18 protein-coding genes are annotated in these 23,271 nt (G+C 64.2%); 2 read left to right on the top strand and 16 right to left on the bottom strand.

Annotated elements, in window-relative coordinates; translation table 11 throughout:
* Positions 1–162 precede the first annotated feature (162 nt).
* The 14 genes from V6M89_RS11890 to V6M89_RS11825 form a co-directional block, all read right to left on the bottom strand.
* The gene (locus V6M89_RS11890) at positions 163–1,740 is read right to left on the bottom strand and encodes an alpha/beta hydrolase family protein (protein ID WP_332853358.1); all 1,578 of its coding nucleotides are present in this window, start codon (positions 1,738–1,740) and stop codon (positions 163–165) included.
* Between the two features lie 89 nt (positions 1,741–1,829).
* Complete coding sequence (locus V6M89_RS11885) at positions 1,830–2,426, bottom strand: PEP-CTERM sorting domain-containing protein (protein ID WP_332853357.1); 597 nt, start codon at positions 2,424–2,426, stop codon at positions 1,830–1,832.
* Between the two features lie 109 nt (positions 2,427–2,535).
* Positions 2,536–3,606 carry an SGNH/GDSL hydrolase family protein gene (locus V6M89_RS11880; RefSeq protein WP_332853356.1) on the bottom strand — a complete coding sequence of 357 codons (1,071 nt, stop codon included), beginning with the start codon at positions 3,604–3,606 and terminating at the stop codon, positions 2,536–2,538.
* Between the two features lie 22 nt (positions 3,607–3,628).
* The gene (locus V6M89_RS11875) at positions 3,629–4,477 is read right to left on the bottom strand and encodes a hypothetical protein (protein ID WP_332853355.1); all 849 of its coding nucleotides are present in this window, start codon (positions 4,475–4,477) and stop codon (positions 3,629–3,631) included.
* 117 nt (positions 4,478–4,594) lie between these two features.
* Positions 4,595–5,374, bottom strand: coding sequence for an enoyl-CoA hydratase (locus V6M89_RS11870; protein ID WP_332853354.1), 780 nt, complete (start codon positions 5,372–5,374; stop codon positions 4,595–4,597).
* 127 nt (positions 5,375–5,501) lie between these two features.
* The gene (locus V6M89_RS11865; protein WP_116992707.1) at positions 5,502–6,698 is read right to left on the bottom strand and encodes an acetyl-CoA C-acyltransferase; all 1,197 of its coding nucleotides are present in this window, start codon (positions 6,696–6,698) and stop codon (positions 5,502–5,504) included.
* 42 nt (positions 6,699–6,740) lie between these two features.
* Positions 6,741–7,190: a PaaI family thioesterase gene (locus tag V6M89_RS11860; RefSeq protein WP_026334897.1), complete on the bottom strand. Its 450-nt coding sequence runs from the start codon at positions 7,188–7,190 to the stop codon at positions 6,741–6,743.
* 56 nt (positions 7,191–7,246) lie between these two features.
* Positions 7,247–9,646, bottom strand: a complete 2,400-nt coding sequence (locus V6M89_RS11855) for a 3-hydroxyacyl-CoA dehydrogenase/enoyl-CoA hydratase family protein (RefSeq protein WP_332853353.1) — start codon at positions 9,644–9,646, stop codon at positions 7,247–7,249.
* 18 nt (positions 9,647–9,664) lie between these two features.
* Positions 9,665–11,455, bottom strand: coding sequence for an acyl-CoA dehydrogenase C-terminal domain-containing protein (locus tag V6M89_RS11850; RefSeq protein ID WP_332853352.1), 1,791 nt, complete (start codon positions 11,453–11,455; stop codon positions 9,665–9,667).
* A 55-nt stretch (positions 11,456–11,510) separates the two neighbouring features.
* Entirely contained in the window at positions 11,511–12,131 is a 621-nt protein-coding gene (locus V6M89_RS11845) for a TetR/AcrR family transcriptional regulator (RefSeq protein WP_332853351.1), read from the bottom strand.
* A gap of 268 nt (positions 12,132–12,399) precedes the next feature.
* The gene (locus V6M89_RS11840; RefSeq protein WP_332853350.1) at positions 12,400–13,662 is read right to left on the bottom strand and encodes a DUF2264 domain-containing protein; all 1,263 of its coding nucleotides are present in this window, start codon (positions 13,660–13,662) and stop codon (positions 12,400–12,402) included.
* Positions 13,663–13,671: 9 nt separating this feature from the next.
* Positions 13,672–14,823 (bottom strand): glycoside hydrolase family 88/105 protein, encoded by a 1,152-nt coding sequence (locus tag V6M89_RS11835; protein WP_332853349.1) that lies wholly within the window; start codon positions 14,821–14,823, stop codon positions 13,672–13,674.
* Positions 14,824–14,926: 103 nt separating this feature from the next.
* Positions 14,927–16,237, bottom strand: a complete 1,311-nt coding sequence (locus tag V6M89_RS11830; protein WP_332853348.1) for a BNR repeat-containing protein — start codon at positions 16,235–16,237, stop codon at positions 14,927–14,929.
* Positions 16,224–19,079, bottom strand: a complete 2,856-nt coding sequence (locus V6M89_RS11825; RefSeq protein ID WP_332853347.1) for a TonB-dependent receptor — start codon at positions 19,077–19,079, stop codon at positions 16,224–16,226. Before V6M89_RS11825 ends, V6M89_RS11830 begins: the two co-directional genes overlap by 14 nt.
* Before the next feature lie 218 nt (positions 19,080–19,297).
* Here V6M89_RS11825 and V6M89_RS11820 point away from each other — a divergent pair, with 218 nt between their 5' ends.
* Positions 19,298–20,317 carry a LacI family DNA-binding transcriptional regulator gene (locus V6M89_RS11820; protein ID WP_332853346.1) on the top strand — a complete coding sequence of 340 codons (1,020 nt, stop codon included), beginning with the start codon at positions 19,298–19,300 and terminating at the stop codon, positions 20,315–20,317.
* Positions 20,317–21,666: an MFS transporter gene (locus V6M89_RS11815; RefSeq protein WP_332853345.1), complete on the top strand. Its 1,350-nt coding sequence runs from the start codon at positions 20,317–20,319 to the stop codon at positions 21,664–21,666. Before V6M89_RS11820 ends, V6M89_RS11815 begins: the two co-directional genes overlap by 1 nt.
* Here V6M89_RS11815 and V6M89_RS11810 read toward each other — a convergent pair.
* Entirely contained in the window at positions 21,657–22,040 is a 384-nt protein-coding gene (locus V6M89_RS11810; RefSeq protein WP_332853344.1) for an RNA-binding S4 domain-containing protein, read from the bottom strand. The two genes, V6M89_RS11815 and V6M89_RS11810, sit on opposite strands and share 10 nt — an antisense overlap.
* Positions 22,037–23,200: a cardiolipin synthase ClsB gene (clsB, locus tag V6M89_RS11805; RefSeq protein ID WP_332853343.1), complete on the bottom strand. Its 1,164-nt coding sequence runs from the start codon at positions 23,198–23,200 to the stop codon at positions 22,037–22,039. The genes V6M89_RS11810 and clsB overlap by 4 nt, the downstream gene beginning before the upstream one ends.
* Positions 23,201–23,271 lie beyond the last annotated feature (71 nt).

Below are 23,271 nucleotides of genomic sequence, written 5' to 3'. Positions count from 1 at the left end.
CGGTCGGCGTCACGGGCGCCGACGCCGGCGGCGTGGCCGCAGCCGGTGCGCTGCCGCCGCTGCCGCAGCCGCCGAGCAGCGCGGCCAGCGCTGCGAGAATGAGAGTGCAGCCTGTCTTGTTCATGGAGTCTCCTGAATCAGGTGGTTGGTGGATGTAGCAGCCTATTGATAGGTCTTGAAGAAATCGCGCGCCGCCACATTACAGCCGGCGAAGGCCATGTAGGTGTGATAGTTGGCCGGGTCGGCGGGATCGCCATTGGCGGCGACCACCAGCCGTTTTGCCTCCGCGAACAAGTTCTTGGCGCCGGCGTAGGGATCGTTGGCCTGCACCGGCGTATCGACGTCGAGCACCGTCACCAGCCCGGAGGCGACGCCATGGGCGTTGAAATAGGCTTGCGTCAACGTGGTGTTGAAGAACGGCACCTTGGCATCGCCATGGCCGCCGCACATCAACACCGGCGCGGTCGGCACCCAGGTGCGCAGGTCGTTCTTGAACCAGGCGTTGCGCATCGGATGGCGCGAGGCGCAGTCCAGCGGCGCGATGGCCGACGTGGCCGGGCACGGATGGGCGGCGATATCGTCGAGCAGCGCCGCCACGTAGGACGATTTGAGCAGGCTCTGCGCCGGCGTGCCATACGCGGCCTGCTCGGCCGCCGGCAAGCTGGCGTAGCCCGGCATGTCGTTGGCCAGCAAATGCGGCGGCAGCTTGCCGCTCGCAATCAGCGTGGCGATCGGCACCAGGGTTGGCGCCAGCGTCTCCATCGACGCCGCAAAGCCGGCCTGGTACAACTCGGTCGGGGCCGCATACAGATTGCCGTAGGCCTTCTGCCAGGCGGTGAACTGGAGCGGGAACTCCAGCATGGCGGTGCCGTAGAGCTGGCTCAGGCCGCGCTGCCCGCCAGCCGAACCGAGGGTCGCTTCGTAGCTGGCGCTTTCGGCGTAGCGGCCGCTCATCGGCGCCGCCGCCGTGACGCTGATGCCGGCCGCCTGCATGGCGCGGTGCGTGGCCATCATCACATAGCCGCCTTCGGAATGCCCGGTCAGGAACAGCTTGCCATTTTCCGCCACCGGGTGCGGCAGCTTGGCGAAGGCCTTGCGGGCGGCGGTGAGCGCATCGACCATGTCCTTGGCCTGTTGCTCTGCCACCTGGTGCGGGTGGTAGCCCAGGGTCGAGGTGTCGTAGCCGGCATAGTTGGGAGCGATCACGATATAACCCTGCGCCGCGTACAGCGCGGCCGCGGTGGCGCTGGTTTCGGCATACGGCGCGCCGGGCGTCAGGTCGCCCAGGCGGACGTTGCGCACCACCGAGCTGCCGTGGCCGTACATCAGCACAGGACGCTTGCCGTTGCACGCGGGATCGGCGCCGTTCGGCACCATCAGCGAGCCGGAGGCCATGGTGGTTTCGCCGGCCGCGCCGACGGTGCTGTATTCGAAATGATGGAAGTCGATGCTGCACTTGGGCTGGCCGGCGGCGGTCAGGATTTGCGCGCCCGCCGTGCCGAGCCGGCCCAGCGCCTTCGCCAGGCCGGCCGGGTCGAGCGACTGCTCCAATGGCGGCGGATTGAACAGCAAGGCGCCGCGCGCGCCGGAGGTATCGGCTTCGCCGGTGGGTGTGGTGGGCGTTACCGGGGCCGAAGTCGGCGGCGGCGTCGCCGCTGCCGGTGCGCCACTGCCGCTACCGCAGCCGCTGAGCAGCGCAACCAGCGCGGCAAGAAAAAGAGTGCAGCCTGTCTTGTCCATGGAGTCTCCTGAATGAGGCGGTTCTTGAATGAACCAGCCTGCATTCTGGAGACGTCCTCATGGACGCGCATGTGCCGGAAGGTAGACGCTCAGGAGCGCCGCTGCTTGCGGCGCGCCGCCAGGCCGAGCATGGCCAGGCCGGCGCCCAGCATCGCATAGGTTTCGGGCTCAGGCACCGGGACGACGCGGCCGACGGCGACGAATTCCGACACGGAGAAATGGTTGTCGCCGACGCCGGCGGTGCCGGAAATCATGAACGCGGTGGCGATCAATGGCACGCCCAGCAGCACGCCGCCATTGTCCTGGCCCCAGGAGCGGTTCGGCGAGATCACGGCGGCATCGTGCCAGACGTTGGCGGTGTCGCGATACTGGATCAGATAATCGTTGTCGTTGTCGGCCTGCAGGTAGAGCTGGCTGACCAGGGCGGTGTGGTTCAGCGTCACCATGACGGTATCGGCGCCAGCGTCGCCGGTCCAGAACACGGTGCCGGTATTCCACTGGGTGCCGATCGGCAGGTAGATGCCATCGGTGACCGTGGACGCGGCGGCCAGCGCGCCACCACCCCAGCCGTCGCTGTTACCGAAACCGCCACCGGTCAGCGTCACGGCGCCATTCAGCGCCACGTTGTCAGCCAGTGCACTGCCCGCGCAGGCCATGCAGGCCAGCGCAATCGCAAGAGCTTTCATGTCTTCCCCTTTAGCAATATAAAATTGATAAGATGAGAAATCAGGATAGCATCAGCTCGTTTATGTTCAAGTCAGGTTGTCTCGCGTGCGCGACAGTGCCATGCAACGCTCACCATCCCATTTTCTTGCGGACAAGCGCCGTCAGCTGCGCCGCATTGGCCTGGTGCTGTTTGACGCGCGGATGGCCGCCGAAGCCGGTCCAGGGGAACACGATGGTATCGATGCGGCGATCGCCGCCTTGCCGGATCTGGTCCACCGCCGCGCGCACATAGCCCGGCCATTTGGAGCCTTCCTGCACCGCATCCATGCTGCCCAATGCGCAGACGATGTAAGCCTGCGGATACAGCGCGCGTATCTTCCGCACGAAAGCGCGATACGCCTGCACGCGCTGCGCGTCGTCCGGCGGCGGTGACAGACGCTGCTCGCGGTCGATCAGCCAGCGGTCGTTCTGGAACAGGTTGATGACCACCACATCGGGCGTCCATGAGCTGAAATCCCAATGGGTGTCGTTGTCGCCGACCGCGCTCAGCTGGTCATAAAAATCCGGCATCGTGAAAGGGAACCAGCTGATCATCACGCCGATGCCGCTTTGCGAAATGATGTGCGCCTCCGCATCCAGCGCCCGCGCCGTGATCGACGAATAGGACATGAAGTTGTTCTTGTCCTTCGCCAGATGATCCGGTCCGTCGTCCGGCGACTCGTTGCCCATGCCGGTGGTGATCGAATCGCCAAAGAACTCGATGCGGCGCCGCTTGGGCGCCGGCGGTGGCAGCAGCTTGCCGCCATCGGCCAGCTCCAGGCCCTGGAACACGGTGCCGCCCTCCTCGCCTTCGGTGCGCTTGGTGATCAGGAAGCGATGCGCGCCGGGTCTCAAGTCGCTGGCCACCGCATAAGTCTTGCTGCCCTGCGCGGCTTCGATGACCACCGGCCTGGCGAGGTCGCCATCGATGAACACGTTGAAGAAGTTCTGGCCCCGTTGGTCGTCCAGCTTGACCGCCAGGCTGGCGCCAGTGAAGTTCCCTTCAATGCTGGTGCCGGGCCACGACAACATGGGTCGGGCGCGGTCGGAAAAATCGATGCGCCCGGTGTAGCGCAGTTGCGCATCATCCGGCTGGACCGCCACGCCGGCCAACGCCTGCCCGGCCAACAACAACGCCACCAAACCTGCTCTGAACTTCATCAAGACGTCTCCAGCAATCATATCAATCCGGGGTGGCGGTAAGGTGCAGATGCACACGACGATTCAGGTCCAGCGCCCTGATATCGGCGCCGAATTCCTCCTCGATCAGGCGCGCCTTGAGCCCCGTGGCTTCCGCTTCTCTCAAGGCCCGCTCGATAATGGGCCGATAGCTGGCGGCCGAAGGCGCCAGATAAAAACCAAAGTCGCCAGGATAATCCATTAACAGGTGTTGTTCCACCACCAATTCGGGATGTCCGCGCGCCTCTTTCGACACCTCGATGACGCCGCGCGGCAGATAATCGACGTGCCGGTTTGCCGCCGCCACCATCGCGTAAATCGTGGTCCACGGCGCGGCGTGCTCGTACAGCGGCAAGCCCGCCGCCTTCCACACTTTGGCATCGCCCCAGCCGGCGCCGAACCCGGCGATCAGCCGGGTTCGCTTCAAATCGTCCACTGATTTGACCTGTGCAAAGACTTCCGCATCGGTACGACGGATCAATAACACCCGCTGGCCGATCAAGCCATTGGTCAAACCGTTACGCACCGGAACGATCTGCTTATTGCTGTCCTTGTCCTTGGTGCGCATGCCGTAGAAGAGATTGATGTCGCCTTTGCCCAGCATCCACCACATGCGGCGGGCCGGAATGTCCTTCACGTAGTGGAGATGGTAAGGCTGATGTATCAACCGCAATGACTCTTCCAGCAGGCGGATGAAGTAGGTGGCATGGCCGTCGGACAGCACCGCGATGCGCAGCTCAAGCGGCGCGGCGTTGGATGCCGGTGTGGTTGCGGTCTCCGTCGCTCCGAACGCAGGGCTCGACACAAACAGCATGCAAGCGAAAAAACGGATGTACCGCGGCAGGAAAAACATTTTTCGCGACTCCAGCGAACAATTGGTTTTTGTAGCCTACCACAGGCTCTGCGGCATAACGGCAACTCACAGGCCGGGCGCAATCAGGGTTGCTTGTGCCCGGCCCTTGAATTCAGGTCAGTTGAATTTGGTGAAGTCCGGCTTGCGCTTCTCGAAGAAGGCGGTGAACGCTTCCTTGGCTTCCGGGGCGGCCAGCATGGCGCCGAAGAATTTGTTTTCGGCGGCGATGGCTTCGGTCACAGGGCCTTTGCGGGCGGCCTTCATCAGCTGCTTGGTGGCGCGGATCGAGCTGGCCGGCAAGGCGACCAGCTTGGCGGCCTGGCCTTCGGCAAAGGCGCGCAGTTCGGCGGCCGGCACGATCTTCGATACCAGGCCCATCTCCAACGCTTCCTGCGCCAGGAAGGCTTCGCCCAGCATCAGCTTTTCGGCGGCGCGCGGGTAGCCGGCGATCTGCGTCAGCAGGATGCTGGAAGCGAACTCAGGGCACAGGCCCAGCTGCACGAACGGCGTCGAGAACTTGGCGTTGTCGGCCGCGTAGACCAGGTCGCAATGCATCAGCAGCGTGGTGCCGATGCCGACCGCCGCACCAGCCACCGCCGCCACCACCGGCTTGGTCGAGCCGCTCAGCGCCATCATGAACTTGTACACCGAACGCTCTTCGATGCCGGAACCGTCGGCCGGACGCGCGGTCTTCATGAAGTCTTCCAGGTCGTTACCGGCGGTGAAGATCTCCGGCTTGCCGACGATCAGGATGGCGCGCACGGCGGCGTCCTGCTCCGCTTCGTTGATGGCGTCGGCCATGCTCTGGTACATCGCCGAGGTGATCGCGTTCTTGCGTTCCGGGCGGTTGAATTCCAGCGTCAGCACGCCGTTGGTCTTGCTGCTCAAAATATCCATGTGATCTCCAAATGATTAAAGGGCGCCGTGGCGCCCTTTTTTAACCCGCACCGCCATGCGGGGTCTGACCCCGTACGGGGTCAGACCCCTAAGCGGTAACGCGTGCGTATAGCCAAAGGATGCTGGGTTAGACGCGTTCGATGATACCAGCAGCGCCCATGCCTGCGCCTACGCACATGGTGACCATGCCGTATTTCAGGTTGTTGCGACGCAGTGCGTGCACCACGGTCGCAGCGCGGATCGCGCCGGTTGCGCCCAGCGGGTGGCCCAGGGCGATCGCGCCGCCCATCGGGTTGACCTTGGCTGGATCCAGGCCCAGGTCGCCGATGACGGCCAGTGCCTGTGCTGCAAACGCTTCGTTCAGTTCGATCCAGTCCAGCTGATCCTGGGTGATGCCGGCAGCTTTGCACGCATCTGGAATCGCGAACTTAGGACCGATGCCCATGATTTCCGGTGGTACGCCTTTGACGGCGAACGACGAGAACTTGGCCAGCGGGGTCAGGTTGTGTTCGCGCAGGAATTTCTCCGACACGACCAGCAGCGCGCCGGCGCCGTCGGACATCTGCGACGAATTGGCGGCGGTGACCGAACCCTTGGCGGCGAACACCGGCTTCAGCTTGCCCAGCGATTCCACGGTCGAATCGGCGCGCGCGCCTTCGTCGGTGTCGACGGTGCGGGTCTTGATCTTGATTTCGCCGGTCGCCAGGTCTGGCGTGCGGGTGATGATCTCGACCGGGGTGGTCTCGTCCTTGAAGAAACCGGCCTGCTGCGCGGCGATGGCGCGGCGGTGCGATTCAACGGCGAACGCATCCTGCGCTTCGCGCGAGATCTTCCATTGGGTCGCCACTTTTTCAGCGGTCAGGCCCATGCCGTATGCCATGCCGACGTTGTCGTCGGTGAACATGTTCAGGTTCATCGATGGGTGGTGGCCCATCATCGGCACCATCGACATCGACTCGACGCCGCCGGCGATCATCGCATCGGCTTCGCCAACGCGGATGCGGTCGGCGGCCATGGCCAGCGCGGTGATGCCCGATGCGCAGTAGCGGTTGATGGTGACGCCGCCGATGGTCTTAGGCAGGCCGGCCAGCAGCACCGATTGACGGGCGATGTTGAAGCCCTGTTCCGCTTCCGGGAACGAGCAGCCGATGATGGCGTCGGTGATCAGCGCCGGGTCCAGGCCAGGCGCTTGCGCCAGGGCCGATTGCAGCACGCGCACCAGCAGGTCGTCCGGGCGGGTCTTGTTGAACATGCCGCGCGGCGCCTTGCCGATCGGGGTGCGGGTGGCAGAGACGATGTATGCGTCTTGAATTTGTTTGCTCATTTTGTTCTTTCGAAAATTTTTGATCGAAGACTATGCGGAACGTTAAGCCCGCTTCTCGGATAAATACCAATCCACTTGAACCTGTGCGGCCAGCGTGCCGGCGGCGTCGAAGATGTCGACTTCCACCGGGAACGCCACCTTGCCCTGCTCTTTCAGCTCGGCCTTCAGCGCGGCCAGATCGCCAGGGACGCGGCCTTCGGCGCGGGTGGCGCCCTTGGCTACTTTCTGGTACTGGATGCGCGATTCCTTGGCGACCGGGCGCAAGCCCAGGATCAGCTCCGCGAAGCCGCCAGCCATGGCCGCGCCGGAAGCCGTTTCGGCCAGCGTGAACAAGGCCCCGGCGTGCTGCGTGCCCAGGTGGTTATTGAGCTTCGGGTCCTCCGGCATCGACACTTTCGAAGTGCCGCTGCCGATCTCGTCGATCCTGATCCCCAGCAGACGCACGAAGGGCAAGGTGTCCATCATTTGTTGCTTGATACGGTCATACACCATGCTTGGCCTCACGCGCAGTAATACTTTAAAAACCAGTTTCAGGATCGACATACCGATTAATTGCGGACTGGCTTACCGGTCTGCATCATGCCCATGATGCGTTCCTGGGTCTTCGGATGGTTCAGCAGTTCCAGGAAGGCTTTACGCTCCATGTCCAGGAACCACTGCTCGCTCACGAACGAACCCTGGTCGATATCGCCGCCCGACACGATCTCGGCGATCATCTCGCCCAGCTTGAAGTCGTGCGCGGAGATGAAGCCGCCGTCGCGCATATTGACCAGTTGCGCCTTGATGGTGCCCCAGCCGTAGCGGCCGGTGACCTGCACAGGGGTCTTCAGTGGCGGACGATAGCCCTTGTCGAACATGGCGCGCGCTTCAACCTTGGCCACGTGCAGCAGCTCGTAAGGGTTGAACACGATCACGTCGTCTTCTTTCAGGTAGCCCATGGCCTGCGCTTCCAGTGCCGACTTCGACACGTTGGCGGTAGCGGCATTGGTGAAACCGGTTTTCAGGAATTGCAGGATGTCGGTGCCCTTGGCTTCCTTGAACGCGCGCACTGCCGCTTCTTTCAAGCCGCCGCCCGCAGGGATCAGGCCGACGCCCACTTCCACCAGGCCGATGTACGATTCGATCGATGCCACGCGCTTCGATGCGTGCAGCGCCATTTCGCAACCGCCGCCCAGCGCCAGGCCAGCAACAGCAGCCACCACCGGCACGTTCGAATATTTCATCGCCATGAAGGTGTCTTGCAGTTCGCGGATGATAGGGTCGACCGCTTTCGCGCCGCCCTGCATGAACGCAGGCAGTGCCGATTGCAGGTCGGCGCCGGCCGAGAACGCGCCGCCGTCGGCCGCGTCCGCGCTCCAGATCACCAGGCCCTTGAAGTTCTTCTCGGCTTCGGCCAGTGCTTTACGGAAGCCGGCGATCACGCCAGGGCTGATCACGTGCATCTTGGTTTTCAGCGAGATCACCAGGACGTCGTCGCCCGAGTGCCACAGGCGGACGTCGTCGTCTTCGTGCACGGTGGTGCCGGCGGTGCGGCCATCGATGGCGCCCGAACCCAGTACCGGTGCGCGGAATGCCTGGCGGTCGTAGACGGCCAGCGACGAGCGCGGCACGAACGATTTCGACACTGCGGACCACGAACCTTCAGCGGTGTGGACGCCGCCTTTTTCAGCGACCGGACCTTCGAATACCCAGGCTGGCAGCGGTGCGTTGCACAGTGCCTGGCCGGCGTCGATGTCTTCCTTGACCCAGGTGGCCACTTGCGACCAGCCTGCGGCTTGCCACGTTTCGAACGGGCCGACGTTCCAGCCGAAGCCCCAGCGCATGGCGAAGTCGATGTCGCGGGCGTTGTCGGCCACGGTGTCCAGGTGGATCGCGATGTAGTGGAAAGCGTCGCGGAAGATCGCCCACAGGAACTGGCCTTGTGGGTTGGTCGATTCGCGCAGGGCCTTCATTTTCTTGACCGGATCTTTTTCCTTCAGGATACGGGCAACGATGTCGGCAGCCTTGCCGCCGCCGGCCACGTATTCGCCGGTGGCGAAGTCCAGGCGTTGGATTTCCTTGCCAACTTTTTTGTAGAAGCCGGCGCCGGATTTCTGGCCCAGCGCGCCTTTTTCCACCAGGCCAGCCAGCACGGCCGGGGTCTTGTAGACGGCGGCGAACGGATCGTTCGGCAGGTAGTCCTGCATGGTCTTGATTACATGGCCCATGGTGTCCAGGCCGACCACGTCCGCGGTGCGGAAGGTGCCCGACTTGGCGCGGCCCAGCTTGGCGCCGGTCAGGTCGTCGACCACGTCCACCGACAGGCCGAACTTCTCTGCTTCGTGCACGATCGCCAGGATGCCGAACACGCCGACGCGGTTGGCGATGAAGTTAGGCGTATCTTTGGCGCGTACCACGCCCTTGCCCAGGGTGGTGGTCAGGAAGCCTTCCAGCTGGTCGGAAATTTCCGGCTTGGTGAACTCGGTCGGGATGATTTCGACCAGGTGCATATAGCGCGGCGGGTTGAAGAAGTGCACGCCGCAGTAGCGCGATTTCAGGTCGGCGTCGAAGCCTTCGGACAGCTTGGTGATCGACAGGCCCGAGGTGTTCGAGGCGAAGATCGCGTTAGGAGCGATGTGCGGAGCGACCTTCTTGTACAGGTCGTGTTTCCAGTCCATGCGCTCGGCGATGGCTTCGATGATCAGGTCGCACTCGGCCAGCTTGGCCAGGTCGTCTTCGTAGTTGGCGACTTCGATCAGCGCGGCGTGGTCCTTGTTGCCCAGTGGTGCAGGCGACAGTTTTTTCAGGTTCTCGATGGCGCGCAGCACGATGCCGTTCTTAGGGCCTTCCTTTGCCGGCAGGTCGAACAGCACCACTGGCACTTTGGCGTTGACGCAATGAGCGGCGATTTGCGCGCCCATCACGCCGGCGCCCAGCACGGCTACTTTTTTAACGATGAAATTGGTCATGTCGTTTCCTTTAAGTTCTTAGAACAGGTCGGCGTCGAGTGCCATCAGGTTGGCGGAGCCCGAACGTGCCTGGCGAATCAAGGTTGCAGTTTCTGGCTGCAGGCGGGCGAAGTAGAAGCGCGCCGTGGCCAGCTTGGCTTTGTAGAAATTGTCGCCGCTGTCTTCTTTGGCCAGGGCGATTTTCGCCATCTGTGCGAAGAAGTAGCTGTACACCATGTGGCCGACCACGCGCAGGTAAGGTACGCATGCCGCGCCGACTTCGTCCGGGTTCTGGAAGGCTTTCATGCCGATTTCCATGGTCAGCTTGGTGACCTTGTCGCCCAGGTCGCCCAGCGGGGTGACGAATTCGCTCATCGCTTCGTCGGTGCCGTTGTCTTCCACGAAGGCTTTGATCTTCTCGCCGAACTTGCGCAGCTTGGCGCCGTTGTCGCCCAGGATCTTACGGCCCAGCAGGTCCAGCGACTGGATGGTGTTGGTGCCTTCGTAGATCAGGTTGATACGGGCGTCGCGCACGTACTGCTCCATGCCCCATTCGGAGATGTAGCCGTGGCCGCCGAACACTTGCATTGCTTCCGAAGTGGCGATCCAGGCGTTGTCGGTGATGAAGGCCTTGATGACCGGGGTCAGCAGCGCGACTTCGTCGGCGGCCTCCTTGCGCACTTCTTCGTCAGGGTGGTGCAGTTCGCGGTCGATCTGCAGCGCCACGTAGGACGTAAAGGCGCGCGCGCCTTCGGCGTAGGCCTTGCCGGTCAACAGCATGCGGCGGACGTCTGGGTGGACGATGATCGGGTCAGCCGGCATTTCCGGATTTTTCACGCCCGACAGCGAACGCATCTGGATGCGGTCCTTGGCGTAGATCAGCGCGTTCTGGTAGGCGATCTCGGTCAGGCCCAGCGACTGCATGCCCACGCCCAGGCGGGCCGCGTTCATGAACACGAACATGGCGTTCAGGCCTTTGTTCGGCTGGCCGATGATCCAGCCACGGGCGCCGTCCAGGTTCATCTGGCAGGTCGAGTTGCCGTGGATGCCCATCTTCTCTTCGATGGCGCCGCAGGTGATCGGGTTGCGTTCGCCGACCGTGCCGTCCGCCTTCGGCAGGAACTTAGGCACCAGGAACAGCGAAATGCCTTTCGAGCCTTCCGGCGCGTCCGGCACGCGGGCCAGCACCAGGTGCAGGATATTTTCCGCCATGTCGTGCTCGCCGGCCGAGATGAAGATCTTGTTGCCGGTGATCAGCCACGAGCCGTCTTCCTGTGGCAGCGCTTTCGAGCGCAGCATGCCCAGGTCGGTGCCGCAGTGCGGTTCGGTCAGGCACATGGTGCCGGTCCATTCGCCGGAGACCAGCTTAGGCAGGTAGACTTCCTTCTGGTGGTCGGTGCCGTGTTCTTTCAGGCACTCGTAGGCGCCGTGCGACAGGCCTGGGTACATGGTCCAGGCCTGGTTGGCCGAGTTCAGCATTTCGTAGAACGAGTTGTTCAGCACGACAGGCAGGCCCTGGCCGCCGTATTGCGGATCGCAGGCCAGCGCGCCCCAGCCCGCTTCAACGTACTGCTTGTACGCTTCCTTGAAGCCCTTAGGCGTGGTCACGGTGTGGGTCGCTGCGTCGTGCTTGCAGCCTTCGCGGTCGCCCGAGTGGTTCAGCGGGAACAGCACTTCGGCGGTGAATTTGCCGCCTTCTTCCAGTACCTGGTTGATGATGTCGGCATCGACTTCAGCGTAGTCCGGCAGCGACTTCAGTTCTTCTTCCACTTTCAGGAATTCGTGCAGAACGAATTGCATATCCCGGATTGGCGCGACGTATTGACCCATGATTTTCTCCTGATGACTTTTGTAATGACTACGATGTGAATGAGTGTTTTTTACGTTATTGCTGTGCCACCACCGCGGACGGCGTTTGCGGATTACGGTAGGTTTCGATCAAGCGTTCGAAGCCGGTGCCGGCCCGGCCCAGGCTGCCCGGGATGCGCAGGAAGCGCGCATCGTGGTGCAGTGCCAGGATCAGGCCGTACATCTCGTACACCAGCTGTTGCGGGTCGGTGTCGCCCTTGAGGTCGCCGCATTCGACGCATTGCTGCACGCAGCGCAGCAGCGCGCCCTGCCAGGCGCCGACCATGGCCATCAACTCTTCGCGGATCGGACCTGGACGGTCGTCATACTCCACCGCGCCGCTGATGTAGATGCAGCCCGAGGCCACTTCCACGCTGACCCGCTTGACCCAGCGCGCAAACATCGACTTGAGCCGCAGAATGCCGCGCGGCTCCTTGACGCTAGGGAAAAACACTTCCTGCTCGAAACGATGGTGGTACAGCTTCAGTACTTCCAACTGCAAATCTTCACGCGAGCCGAAGTGGGCGAACACGCCGGACTTGCTCATGTTCATCTTGTCCGCGAGCAATCCGATGGTCAGGCCTTCCAGACCATCCCGGCTGGCCAGGTCCAGCGCCACATCCAGGATTGCCGCACGTGTCAGTTCGCCTTTGCGCATAAATTTAGTTGAGGTATTAATAATATTGCATCCCAAAGTAACATTCATGGAGAGAAAAGAGCATTCTGCTCCACTTGAATTTACTCCGTGTGAAAAGAATTGCGAACGCTCGTACTATTATCCACTGAGGGGTAAAAGTCAAACAGTACCGTTAGAGGTGGCGTTCTATTATCGCGACGCGACAGCGCTGTTGCCGAGAGGAACAACTTTCGGCAACAGCGTGGGCGATGGCAGAGGTGGGAGATGGCTGGACGACGGTGGCCGCGGCTCAGTATTTGACCGGATAGTCCTTGGGGAACTGGCGGCCCGAGTAGGCCAGCTTCTGGGTCCAGTCCTGTGCCGGCGCGGTCCAGTAGGGATCGTTTTCGGGCAAGCCCAGCGACAGGAAACCTTCGGACGCGATGTACATGCTGCCGTTGTTGGAATACCAGTCGCCCAGCTCCGGATGGTGGCCAACGAAGCCGATGGTGAGGAAGCCGTCGCGGGTGAAGTTGCTCGGTTCGGACCACACGGCCTGGTGCGCCGCGTGCAACGCCGCCCGCACCTGCCCGGCAGGCAAGCTGGCCGGCAGCTGCTTGCGCCAGGCCAGCAGGCCCAGCGGCTGGAATACGGCGGTGCGGTAGGTCAGCGAACGGCCTATCGGTGGGTAGGTGCCGCTCGGCGAAATGAAACGCTCCAGGTGCTCGCTGTAGCGCTGCATGCGCTTGACGGCCTGCGCCAGCAGCTCTTCCGAATTGCCGCCCCAGAAAGGCGTCCTGGCCCTTGCCAGCACTTCCAGGATTTCCACCAGCATCGGGTAGATCACGTAGGAGTTGTAGTAGTCGAAGTGGAAGGCGTCGCCGTCCTTGATCCAGCCGTCGCCGGCATACCACTCGTTGATCTTGCGCACCGCCAGGCTGATGCGCATCTGGTCGTATTGCTCGCCGATCGACATCAGCCAGGCTTCGTTCATGGCGGCGAACAACAGCCAGTTGGTGTACGGCGGATCGACCCGCCGCAGGCTCTTGATCTCGGCGATGATGCGCTGTTTGGTCACGCTGTCGAGCGGCTCCCACAAGGCTTTCGGCGCCCGCATCAGGGCGTTGGTGAAATAGGCCGAATCCACCAGCGCCTGCTCCGGGCCCTTCCACAGCAGGTAGTCAGGGTTCTTCGGATCGACGGAATTGGCATAGCTTTGCAGCGCCAACTGTTGCAAGCGCTTGCGGGTCTTGCCTTCGGCGCTGCCGTCTTCCGGCAGCGCCAGCCACGGCGCGGCGCCGGCGATCAGGCGGCCGAAGCATTCCAGATAGGTCACGCCCTGGTCGCGGCCGTCCCAGGTCGGGCTGAGTTCGAGCGGGAAGTTCTTCTTCAGCTTACCTTGCGCCATATTCGACAGCACCGGTTCGGCCATCTTTTGCAGCAGGCCGGCCATGTAGGCGCGCTCGCCGCCGGCGGCCGGCGCGCTATTGGCGGCGGCGACAGCGCCGGCGCCCATCAAACCGGTGGCGGCCGAGCCGGCCAGCACCGCTTGCATGAAATTACGACGTTCCATCTTGTCCCCTTATTGTTGATCGAGTAAGCGTACCAGCTCCGCCGACGCCAGCAGGAAAGCGCCGACGCCGAAATCCGCGGTGGAATCCTGGTCCACCACCTGCCCCGGTATCGCGCGGTCGCCAATGGGCTGGACATAGCCGACGCGGCCGTCCGCCTGCAAGGCCACCTTGCTCAGGTAGTGCCAGCTCTTGCGCACCACCGGCAGGAATTCGTCGCGCGCCAACACGCCGTGGTTGATGCCCCACAGGTAGCCGTAGGTGAAGAAGGCGGTGCCGCTGGTCTCCGGCCCCGGCGCGTGCTGCGGATCGAGCAGGCTGCGGGTCCAGTAGCCTTCCGGTTGCTGGGCGCGTTTGAGCGCCTGCGCCATGTCCTGGAAGCGGGCCAGGTATTGCGAGCGGTGCGGATCGTCGGCCGGCAGTTCGTCCAGCACGCGCGCCAGCGCGGCGAACACCCAGCCGTCGCCGCGCGACCAGAAATCCTTCTTGCCGTTGACGCTGGCGTGCGCCGGATAGACATACTTGGCGTCGCGGTAGTACAGCTGCTCGGCCGGGTCGTACATGATGCTGTTGGCGTACTCGAAGTACTGGTGCAGCTTTTCCAGGTAGCGGCGGTCGCCGGTGGCCTTGTACAGCTTGGTCATCACCGGCATCACCATGTACAGGCCGTCGGACCACCACCAGTAATCGTCGCGCGGCGTGCTCATCTCGTATTCCATCACCTCGCGGGCGCGGGCGATCTTGCGCGGATCGCGGTCCAGCTGGTACAGGTCGGCATAGGTCTGGAAGCAGATCTGCCAGTCGCCGAACAGTACGTGCTCGTCGGTTTCACCATAGCTCAGCTGCCAGCGGCTTTTGTCCGGCGAGCGCGCGCCCATCCACTGATTGTGCGCGGCCCAGGTTTCGGCATAGCGCCGGTAGTCCTCGTTATGCGTGACCTGGTAGGCCGCCATATTCCCGGTCTGATAGGCCGCCACATGCCAGAACGCCCATTGCTGCGCCGGCGTGCTGCGCTGCCAGTGGCCGTTGACCTGCTCGATGATGGCGATCACCTCCGCCCGGCTGCCGCCGATGGCCGCGCCGCCGCCCGGCCGGGTGGCGCAGCCGCCCACAGCAAAGGCCAGCAGCAGCAAAAATCCTTGCGCGTATTTTTTGAAATTCATGGGGTCTTTTTAAAAAAGGGCCGAAGGCGCAGGCGGGCCGCCTTCGGCATAAACACCCGGGAACCATGAAGGGGACCCGGTCTGGAGTGCACTGTCAACCACATCAAGGCTTCCACTGCCACACTTGCACCGGCGACGACGCGCCGGCGGACGCGCCCTCGCCGTCCAGCTGCCGCACGTCCTGCACGAACAGGTGCAGCTCGCCGCGACGTTTCCACAGTTCCGTATCGAACGACGGCTCCCATGCGCCCACCGGGGCCTCGCCCAAGTCGCGCACGGTCCAGCGCGGCCGGTGCAGATCGGCGATGCTGGCCACCGACACCTTGTTGCCGCGCTCGGCGTCGCGGAACAGCAGCAAGGCGCGACGGCCGTTGCGATTACCGTCCACCATGATCTGCGGCCGCGACACCGGTATCGCCTTGGTGCCCAGGCCGCTCAGCGAAAACGGCGTGCGGCGAAAATCCAGGTCCAGCTGCCGCCATGCGCCGCCGTCGCGGTACAGCAGGTGGTACTGCGGTACCGCCGAGCCGGCCGCGCGCCAGTAGCTGGCGATCACCGGCTGGCCATCGACGCCGGCCGCCATCGAGGTCTGGTTGATCAGCTCGCTGTTCTGCGGGATGCGCGCCGCGTACTCCGCGCTGTCGGCGGTGATCGGCAACACATAACGCTCGCCGCTGCTGCGCTCCCACGTCAGGCCGCCGTCGCGCGAGCGGGCGTAGGCCATGTCGTGGTTGCTGGCCACGTCCGGCGATTCGCGCCACACCCATGACAGGTGGATGGTGCCGGCATGATCGACGAACGCCTGCCAGTAGGCGCTGCGCTGCCCTTCCCCGCCGATCAGATTGCTGTGCAGCCGGGTCCAGCTGGCGCTCGCCACGTCGTAGCGGTTCATCACCAGGTTGCCGTGGCCGGAGCCGCCGTCGCGGTAGAGGAACAGCAGGCCGCCGTCCGGGCAGCGGAAGAACTCGGGATAACTGGCCGACTCCTCGTCGCGCCCCAGCATCGCCGTTTCCGCCGTCAGCTCCAGTCCGCCGGGCTGCGTGCCGCGCGCATAACGCAGGCGCTGGTTGTGCACGTCCCACGCCAGGTGCAGGGTGTGGGCGCCGTCGACCATGATGCTGATGCTGTTGTGCGCATCGGCCGCGTTGCCGCGATACTGCGTGCGGCGCAGGGTCCAGCGCGTGGTCCCCAGCTTGCGCTTGCCCAGCACCACGACCGCATCCTTGTCATAGAAGGCGATGTACTGCGTATCGCCGTCCGACACCAGCGAGTTCTTGCGGAACACCACGGCGTTGACCGAATTGTTGGCCCAGCCCGGCGCGACGTCGACCACGCGCACGGGACCGGCGGCGCCGGCCCGCGCTGCGCAGACCACGCAGGCCAGCAGCAGTAGCAGATGCTTAGAACTTGCCACGCAGCCCAACCTTGACGGTACGGCCGTCATACTTGGCGTAGTCCATCCGCGTTTTCTTGCCGCTACCGTACTGGCCGCTGGCGTCCTCGAAGTAATCGAAGGCCAGCGTGTTGGACAGGTTCATGCCGTCGATGCGCAACTCCAGCTGCTCGTTGATCTTATAGCTGATGTTGGCGTCCAGGTAGCCCCGTCCCGCGCGCCAGCGGATCAGGTCGTCGCCCAGGTTGCGCGGATTGTCCGGATGCAGCGAGCGGCCCTTGTAGTTGTAGGACATGCGCAGCGCCAGCGGTCCCCGTTCATAATAGGCGGTGGTGCTGTAGGCATACTTGGGCACCGAGTTGACCGCGATCTCCTGGCCGGCGTTGGTGATCCACTTGGCGCTGTTGAACGGATCGATGTGGGTGTAGCTGGCCAGCGCCCCCAGGCCCTTGAACGGTTCCGGCAGGAAGGTGAACGCCTGCTGGTAGGACAGCTCGTAACCCTTCAGCGTCTGCTCGCCGGCGTTGGTGTAGCTGCGCAAGGTCATCGGCAGGCTCGGGTCGACGCGGCCATTGGCGTCCTGGAAGATCGCGCCCAGCGCCGTGTCCGGCAAGCCCAGCGCGCCGAAGGTGGTGTTGGTGGTGTTGGCCACGGTGGCGTCGGTCAGCTTCTTCTTGAACACGGCGCCCGACAGCAAGCTGCCCGGCTGGAAGTACCACTCCAGGCTGGTGTCCAGGTTCTTCGACTGCTGCGGCTTCAGGCTGGCGTTGCCGGCGGTGGCCGAGTTGTCGAACGGGTTGGGGATGACGGTCTGCGCCGCGATGATCGACAGCGAAGCCCGGCTCACGGTCTTGCCCCACGAGGCGCGCCACATCAGGCTGTCCGTCAGGTCCAGCGCCGCGCTGAAGGCCGGCAGCACATTGCTGTAAGTGCCTTGCTCGTGGTTGGCGGCGTAGACCAGGCTGGCGCCCTGCTGTTTGAAGTTGTCGATATCGGTTTCGGTGCGCGAGTAGCGCACGCCGGCATTAAAGCGCAGCTCGTGGCCGCCGACCATGCCCTTGAAGTCGGACTGGATGAAACCGGTCGAGACTTTTTCCGTCGCGCCAAAACTCTGCGCCGGCGTGAAGGTCGCTTCCGAGTTGTAGGCCAGCGGATCGAAGGTCGAGAAGGTGGCGGCGCGGGTGAACGTGCCCCAGGCGTGCGGCCAGCCGGCGCCCATGTCCAGATTGTCGACCGGCAGCGTGGTGGTCATCAGGCCGCGCATGCCGGCGTTGCCCAGTCCGTTGAGCTTGGCGGTGGCGGCGCTGGTGCCGTTGCGCTTGGCGATGCCCTTGGTGGTTTCCACATACACCAGGCCGGTCTTCAGGTGGCCGGTCCAGTCGCCGGGCAGGTTGTAGTCCCAGTCCGCCACCAGCCGGCCCTGCTTGCCCTTGTCGGTTTCCCGGGTCCAGGTAGTGCCGATGCCGAAGCCCTGGTAGTTGTTCACATCGGTGTAGCTGGCGGTGGACGACAGCGATGGATAGACGTGGTCGGAACCATAGCCGATGGTGGAGTCGACGCCGAAGATCTGGCCCGACAAGGTGTCCTGGTAGCTGACGGCGTTGCTGTTGTTGCCGCTCAGCTGGCCGGTCAGCACCAGCTTGTCGCTGGCGGCCCAGCGGCCGTTCAGCGCCGCATAGCCGAACTTGGTCTCGTCTTCGCTGTAGGTGACGCCGCTGCTGTACGAGGTGTTGCCGAAGGTGCCGGTCAGCAGATTGGAGGCCGGATCGATCTGCACGTTCAGCGGCACCAGGCCGCTGTGGCCGGTCTGGCCGGCCGGCGCGGCGCGGTTGGTGGTCTTGCTGTTGCGGATCAACAGGCCCATGTACATCTCGTCGCGGCTGTTGGTCAGCTTGGAGCCCAGCACGTCCAGGCTCAGGTTCAGGTCGGCGGTCTTGTATTGCAGCGACGACACCAGGCCGTCGCGGGTGCGCTCATTGGCCGAGCCGTAGAAACGGTAGATGCGCGGCAGCAGCGCATTATCGATCTGGCTGCGGCTGTAGCCGCCGAGGTTGGCGCGCGGATCGTCGTAGTCGAGCTGCATCGCGAAGTTGCCCTTGACCGGACTCTGGCTGCCGCGCGCCGAGCTGTTGTAGCCGCCGGTGGCCTCGAAGCCGGAGCGGTTGTTGGTGCTGGACGAATGCGAGACGCCGGCCAGGAAGCCCCAGTGGCCCCAGGTGTTGGAAAACAGCGCGAAGCCCATCGGGTCGGCATGCTTGGACATGGTGTTGTACGACTCGGTCAGCGCGTAGCGGATGGTGCGCTTGGGATTGTCGAACGGACGCGGGGTTTGCAGGTCGACCACGCCGCCCAGGCCGCCTTCGCTGAGCTCGGCCAGCGGCGACTTGTAGAAATCGACCCGGCCAAACAGTTCCGACGCGAACACGTCGTAGTTGAAGCCGCGCGCCGCGCTGCCGATGGTGCTGGTGGAGGTGGTGTTGACCGGCGCGCCGTTGAGCGTGGTCACCGAGTACTCGGTCGGCAGGCCGCGGATCGAGATGCGCTGGCCTTCGCCCGAGCTTTCGTCGCGGTTGAGGATGATGCCGGGCACCCGTTGCAGCGATTCGGCGATATTCGCCTCGGGGAATTTGCCGATGTCCTCGGCCACGATGGAATCGCGCACGCCGATGGCCTGCTGTTTCAGGTTCAAGGCTTTTTGCAGGCTGGAGCGGAAGCCGGTGACCACCACCGTGGTCGGTTCGGCAGCGCCCTCCGCCGGCGCGGCAGGTGCGGCGGTTGCCGCAGTATCCTGCGCGGCGGCGTCCGCCCCGTAGGCAGCCGCCAGCGCCAGCGGCAGCAGAGAAGCGAGTAGTTTTTTACGCATTATTTCCCCCGTTGTTGTATGCAACAATCTAAAGTTCACTGTGTAGTTTTTTTCACGCCGCGCCGGTGTCTCCCTAAAAGCGCGTCGCGCTGCTGCCTGATTTTTTGGCATTTCGCATATGGTCACGTTACCACCCATCGAACTCATCGTACAACTTAATTTTTCCGCAAAGGCTGGCAAATATGCAGTTTTTCTGCCGAATGTGGTATCGTGACCACATGGCAAAAGCAAGCAAACTCAGTGAAGTCGCGAAAATCGCCGGGGTCTCGCCGATCACCGCTTCGCGCGCAATCCGGGGCAACGGCTACGTATCCGAGGCGGCGCGCACGCGCGTGCTGGCGGCGGCCGCGCAGCTGAACTACACGCCCGACATGCTGGCGCGCCGCATGCGCGGCGACAAAAGCAAATTGATCGGCGTGTTCGTCAACCACTACGGCTCGCTGGTGCTGCACGAGATCACCAAGGCCATCAGCGACGAGGCGCGGCGCCAGGGTTACGACATCCTGCTGTTCAACGCCGAACGCTTCGACCTGCCCAGCCGCACCGAAACCTGCGCCATGCTGAGCCAGCTGTGCGCCGGCCTGGTGCTGCTGCTGCCGAACGCGGCCGACGGCTACCTCGACGTGGTCGAGCGCCAGCCCCTGCCCTGCGTGTTCGTCGGCTTCGAAGCGCGTCCGATGAACTTGCCGGTGGTGGTGGTGGAAAACCGCATCGGCGCCCGCACGGCGGTCGAGCACCTGCTGTCGCTGGGCCACCGCCGCATCGCCTTCATCGGCGGCACGGCCGGCACCGGCCAGGGCGCCGAGCGCCTCAAGGGCTATAACGACGCGCTGCTGGCGGCCGGCGTGACGCCCGATCCGGCGCTGGCGGTGGACGGCAATTTCTCGCAGACGGGCGGCTATGCGGCCGCTGAACAACTGCTGTCGCTGGCCGTGCCGCCCACCGCGATCTTCGCCGCCAACGATGAGACCGGATTCGGCGCCATCGACGCCATCCACAGCCGTGGCCTGAAGGTGCCGGACGATATCTCGGTGATCGGCTTCGACGATATCTCAACGTCCAGCTTCGTCCATCCGCCGCTGACCACGATGCGCCAGCCCAACGCCGACATGGCGACGCGCGCCGTCGGCGAATTGCTGGCGTTGATAGAGGGCGGCGACAAGCAGGCCAAGCGCATCGGCTTCCCGATGAACCTGGTGCTGCGCAGCTCGACCGGGCCGCTGCGCCGGCCTGGCTGATGGACGGCGACGGCGCCGTGGCCGGTCCGCGCGCCGGCGGCAAACGCGCCGCCTGGGGCTTCGCCTCGGCCGGCTTGCTGGCGGTGCTGTTCTGGCTGTTGGTGGGCGACCTGGCGATCTCGATCCGCGAGCGGGCCGCGCTGCCCAGCGGGCTGGAGCTGCTGCGCCGCAACGGCGCCTCCGACACCACCACCTCGCTGCTGATGTCGACCGTGCCCGCCCTGCTGAGCGTGCTGCTGGTGCCCTTGCTCGGCTACCATTCGGACCGCCTGCGCAGCCGCTGGGGCCGGCGCCGGCCGTTCCTGCTGGTGGTGGCGCCGGTCGGCTGCGCCGCCATGCTGGGCCTGGCCTGCTCGCCGGCGCTGGGGGCGCTGGCCGACGCCGCGCTGGGCACGCTGTCGCCGGGACGCCGGCTGTGCAACCTGGCGACGTTCAGCCTGTTCTGGACCATCTTCGAATGCGCCGGCATCAGCGCCGTGTCGCTGTTCACCGGCCTGGTCAACGATGTCGTGCCGCAGGGTTTGCTGGGACGCTTCTACGCCGCCTTCCGCATCGTCGGGCTGGGCGTCGGCATCGCCTTCAACACCTGGGTGTTCGCGCTGACCGACCAGTACCTGGGCCAGATCCTGGTCGCCATCGGCCTGGTGTTCGGCCTGGCGCTGCTGCTGGTGTGTTTGATGGTAGACGAGCCGGCCTGCGGCGCTGCGCCCGGCGGCCTGCGCCCCGGCGGCTGGCGCGCGCTGGCCATGCCGCGCGCCCACGTGCTGGCATGCTTCGCGCACCGCCCCTTCCTGTGGGCGGTGGCGGCCTTCATGCTGGCCAGCGTCACCTTCAGTCCGTTCAACACGTTTTACCAGTACTACGCCCACCTGTCCGGCATCCCGAAGGCGACGCTGGGCACGCTGACAGCGTATGGCTACGCCGTCTCCATCGCGTCCGCCTTCGGCATCGGCTGGCTGGTCGACCACTACGGCGCGCTGCGGGTGTCGAGCCGCATCATGGCGTTGTACTGCTGCGCCGCCGCGCTCGGCTACCTGAGCCTGGGCAACGCGGCCGCCTTCCCGTGGTTCTATCTGGCGCATGTGGTGGTGTCAGGCGCGTGGTTCACGGCGGCGGCGTCGATGCCGATGGCGCTGTTTCCCAAGGCCCGGTTCGTGCAGTACAACTCAAGCAAGGACTTGATGGTCGTGCTGGGCAATATCCTGGTCAGCGGCGTGCAGGGGCCGGTGCTCGACCTGTCCGGCCACGACTATCGGCTGACCCTGCTCAGCGGCGCCGTGTTCGCGCTGCTGTGCGTGCTGTGCCTGGCGCGCCTGCAAGCGCGGCCGGCGCCGGCGGATCAATCGTAATCGCTGGCCTTGCCCAGTTGACGGCGGTCGCGCTTGGTCGGCCGCCCTTTGAAATCCGCGCTCGGTTCGCGGAACATCTTGCGCTGCTCGGCCACGGTGGCGCGGCGCGCGACGCTGGCGTCGGTTTCCTCGTACAGGTTGCGGGCGATCGGCGCCGCCGCCCGCACGTCGGACAGGTTCATCACGTCCACCTCCCAGCGGTCGGAGCCGTTGTCGATGTCCAGGGTGTCGCCGACGCGCACCGCGCGCGCCGGTTTGACCTTGTCGCCGTCGAGCTTGACCTTGCCGCTATCGACCGCCTCGGTGGCCAGCGAACGGGTTTTGAAGAAGCGCGCGGCCCACAGCCATTTATCCAGTCTGACACTATCGCTCAAGCGTATTTCCCCACTGCGAAGATCCGCATCGCCAGCTTGTACGCGAAAAACGCGATCTCGTAGCCGACGCGGCGGAAGCGGCCGACATGCTCGAAGTCGGCGTAATTGACCACCACGCCGTCGGCGATGGCGGCCTCGATGTGCTGGCGCAGGTTTTGCGCGAAGACCGCATCCTTGATCACCACGTTCGCTTCCTGGTTTAAAAACAGGCTCAAGCCATCCACATTGCTGGAGCCCACGGTGGCCCAGTCGTCGTCGATCACCGCCACCTTGGCGTGTAACTGGGTCTTGTGATATTCCACCACTTTGACGCCGGCCGCAAGCAGCTTCGGGTAGAAGGAATGCGCGACCGCGTCCTGCAGCCAGATCTCGCCGACGCCGATCAGCAGCGTGACCTCGACCCCACGCTGGGCCGCCGCCGCCAGCGCGTGGCGGAACCTGGCGCCCGGCGCGAAATACGGATTGGCCAGCAGCACGCTCTTGCGCGCGCGTCCCAGCGCGTGCATGTAGGCGCGCTGTATCGTCCTGCGGTTGCGCAGATTGTCGCGCACCACGAAGCCGGCCTCCACCATGTTTTCGCGGGCGATCTTGTTCACCTTGCGCATGTCGCGGAACAGGCCGATCCGCTTGATGATGCCCAGCTTGCCCAGGCGGCGCCACTGGGTCAGCGCCTCCAGCTGGATGGCGGCCACCAGCGGCCCGCGCACCTGCACCGCGAAATCCCAGCGCGGCGCCGACAGGCTGATCGCGTGGTTGTAATCGCAGTACATATCGTCGTTGATGTTGATGCCGCCGACGAAGGCGAGCTCGCGGTCGACCACGCAGATCTTGCGGTGGGTGCGGGTGACGCCGCGCTTGAACCAGGGATTGAAGACGCGGTGCTCGACGCCGGCCGCGACCAGCTTCGCATGCATGCTGTTGATCTGGCGGCGGCCGGTGCCCCACCAGTCGGTGATCATGCGCACCTGCACGCCGCGCTGCGCGGCGCCGCTCAGCGCCGCCAGCACCGCGGTGCCGGTGTCGTCGCCGGCAAAGATATAAGTTTCGAAATACACCTCGTAGCGGGCGGCGTCGATCGCGGCTATCAGCGCCGGAAAGAAATCGGTGCCCGTGTGGAGCAAGGTGACTTCATTGTCGGCGATGAAATTTACTGTGCGCATAGCTGGATTCTACCCTTGAGTTCCGAAATAAGGCGCTTCCATGGAAACGAGTCTATAATAAATTGCAACCT

The organism is Duganella sp. S19_KUP01_CR8, from assembly GCF_036688705.1.
Classification (GTDB): Bacteria; Pseudomonadota; Gammaproteobacteria; order Burkholderiales; family Burkholderiaceae_D; genus Rugamonas.
The sequence above is the reverse complement of the archived record's forward strand: the minus strand, read 5'-3'. Positions and strand labels throughout refer to the sequence as shown.

What these genes read in the sequence shown, in the direction of transcription:
- V6M89_RS11890 (WP_332853358.1), bottom strand. Translation starts at nt 1,740, where the DNA reads ATGGACAAGACAGGCTGCACTCTTTTTCTTGCCGCGCTGGTTGCGCTG.
- V6M89_RS11885 (WP_332853357.1), bottom strand. Translation starts at nt 2,426, where the DNA reads ATGAAAGCTCTTGCGATTGCGCTGGCCTGCATGGCCTGCGCGGGCAGT.
- V6M89_RS11880 (WP_332853356.1), bottom strand. Translation starts at nt 3,606, where the DNA reads ATGAAGTTCAGAGCAGGTTTGGTGGCGTTGTTGTTGGCCGGGCAGGCG.
- V6M89_RS11875 (WP_332853355.1), bottom strand. Translation starts at nt 4,477, where the DNA reads ATGTTTTTCCTGCCGCGGTACATCCGTTTTTTCGCTTGCATGCTGTTT.
- V6M89_RS11870 (WP_332853354.1), bottom strand. Translation starts at nt 5,374, where the DNA reads ATGGATATTTTGAGCAGCAAGACCAACGGCGTGCTGACGCTGGAATTC.
- V6M89_RS11865 (WP_116992707.1), bottom strand. Translation starts at nt 6,698, where the DNA reads ATGAGCAAACAAATTCAAGACGCATACATCGTCTCTGCCACCCGCACC.
- V6M89_RS11860 (WP_026334897.1), bottom strand. Translation starts at nt 7,190, where the DNA reads ATGGTGTATGACCGTATCAAGCAACAAATGATGGACACCTTGCCCTTC.
- V6M89_RS11855 (WP_332853353.1), bottom strand. Translation starts at nt 9,646, where the DNA reads ATGACCAATTTCATCGTTAAAAAAGTAGCCGTGCTGGGCGCCGGCGTG.
- V6M89_RS11850 (WP_332853352.1), bottom strand. Translation starts at nt 11,455, where the DNA reads ATGGGTCAATACGTCGCGCCAATCCGGGATATGCAATTCGTTCTGCAC.
- V6M89_RS11845 (WP_332853351.1), bottom strand. Translation starts at nt 12,131, where the DNA reads ATGCGCAAAGGCGAACTGACACGTGCGGCAATCCTGGATGTGGCGCTG.
- V6M89_RS11840 (WP_332853350.1), bottom strand. Translation starts at nt 13,662, where the DNA reads ATGGAACGTCGTAATTTCATGCAAGCGGTGCTGGCCGGCTCGGCCGCC.
- V6M89_RS11835 (WP_332853349.1), bottom strand. Translation starts at nt 14,823, where the DNA reads ATGAATTTCAAAAAATACGCGCAAGGATTTTTGCTGCTGCTGGCCTTT.
- V6M89_RS11825 (WP_332853347.1), bottom strand. Translation starts at nt 19,079, where the DNA reads ATGCGTAAAAAACTACTCGCTTCTCTGCTGCCGCTGGCGCTGGCGGCT.
- V6M89_RS11820 (WP_332853346.1), top strand. Translation starts at nt 19,298, where the DNA reads ATGGCAAAAGCAAGCAAACTCAGTGAAGTCGCGAAAATCGCCGGGGTC.
- V6M89_RS11815 (WP_332853345.1), top strand. Translation starts at nt 20,317, where the DNA reads ATGGACGGCGACGGCGCCGTGGCCGGTCCGCGCGCCGGCGGCAAACGC.
- clsB (WP_332853343.1), bottom strand. Translation starts at nt 23,200, where the DNA reads ATGCGCACAGTAAATTTCATCGCCGACAATGAAGTCACCTTGCTCCAC.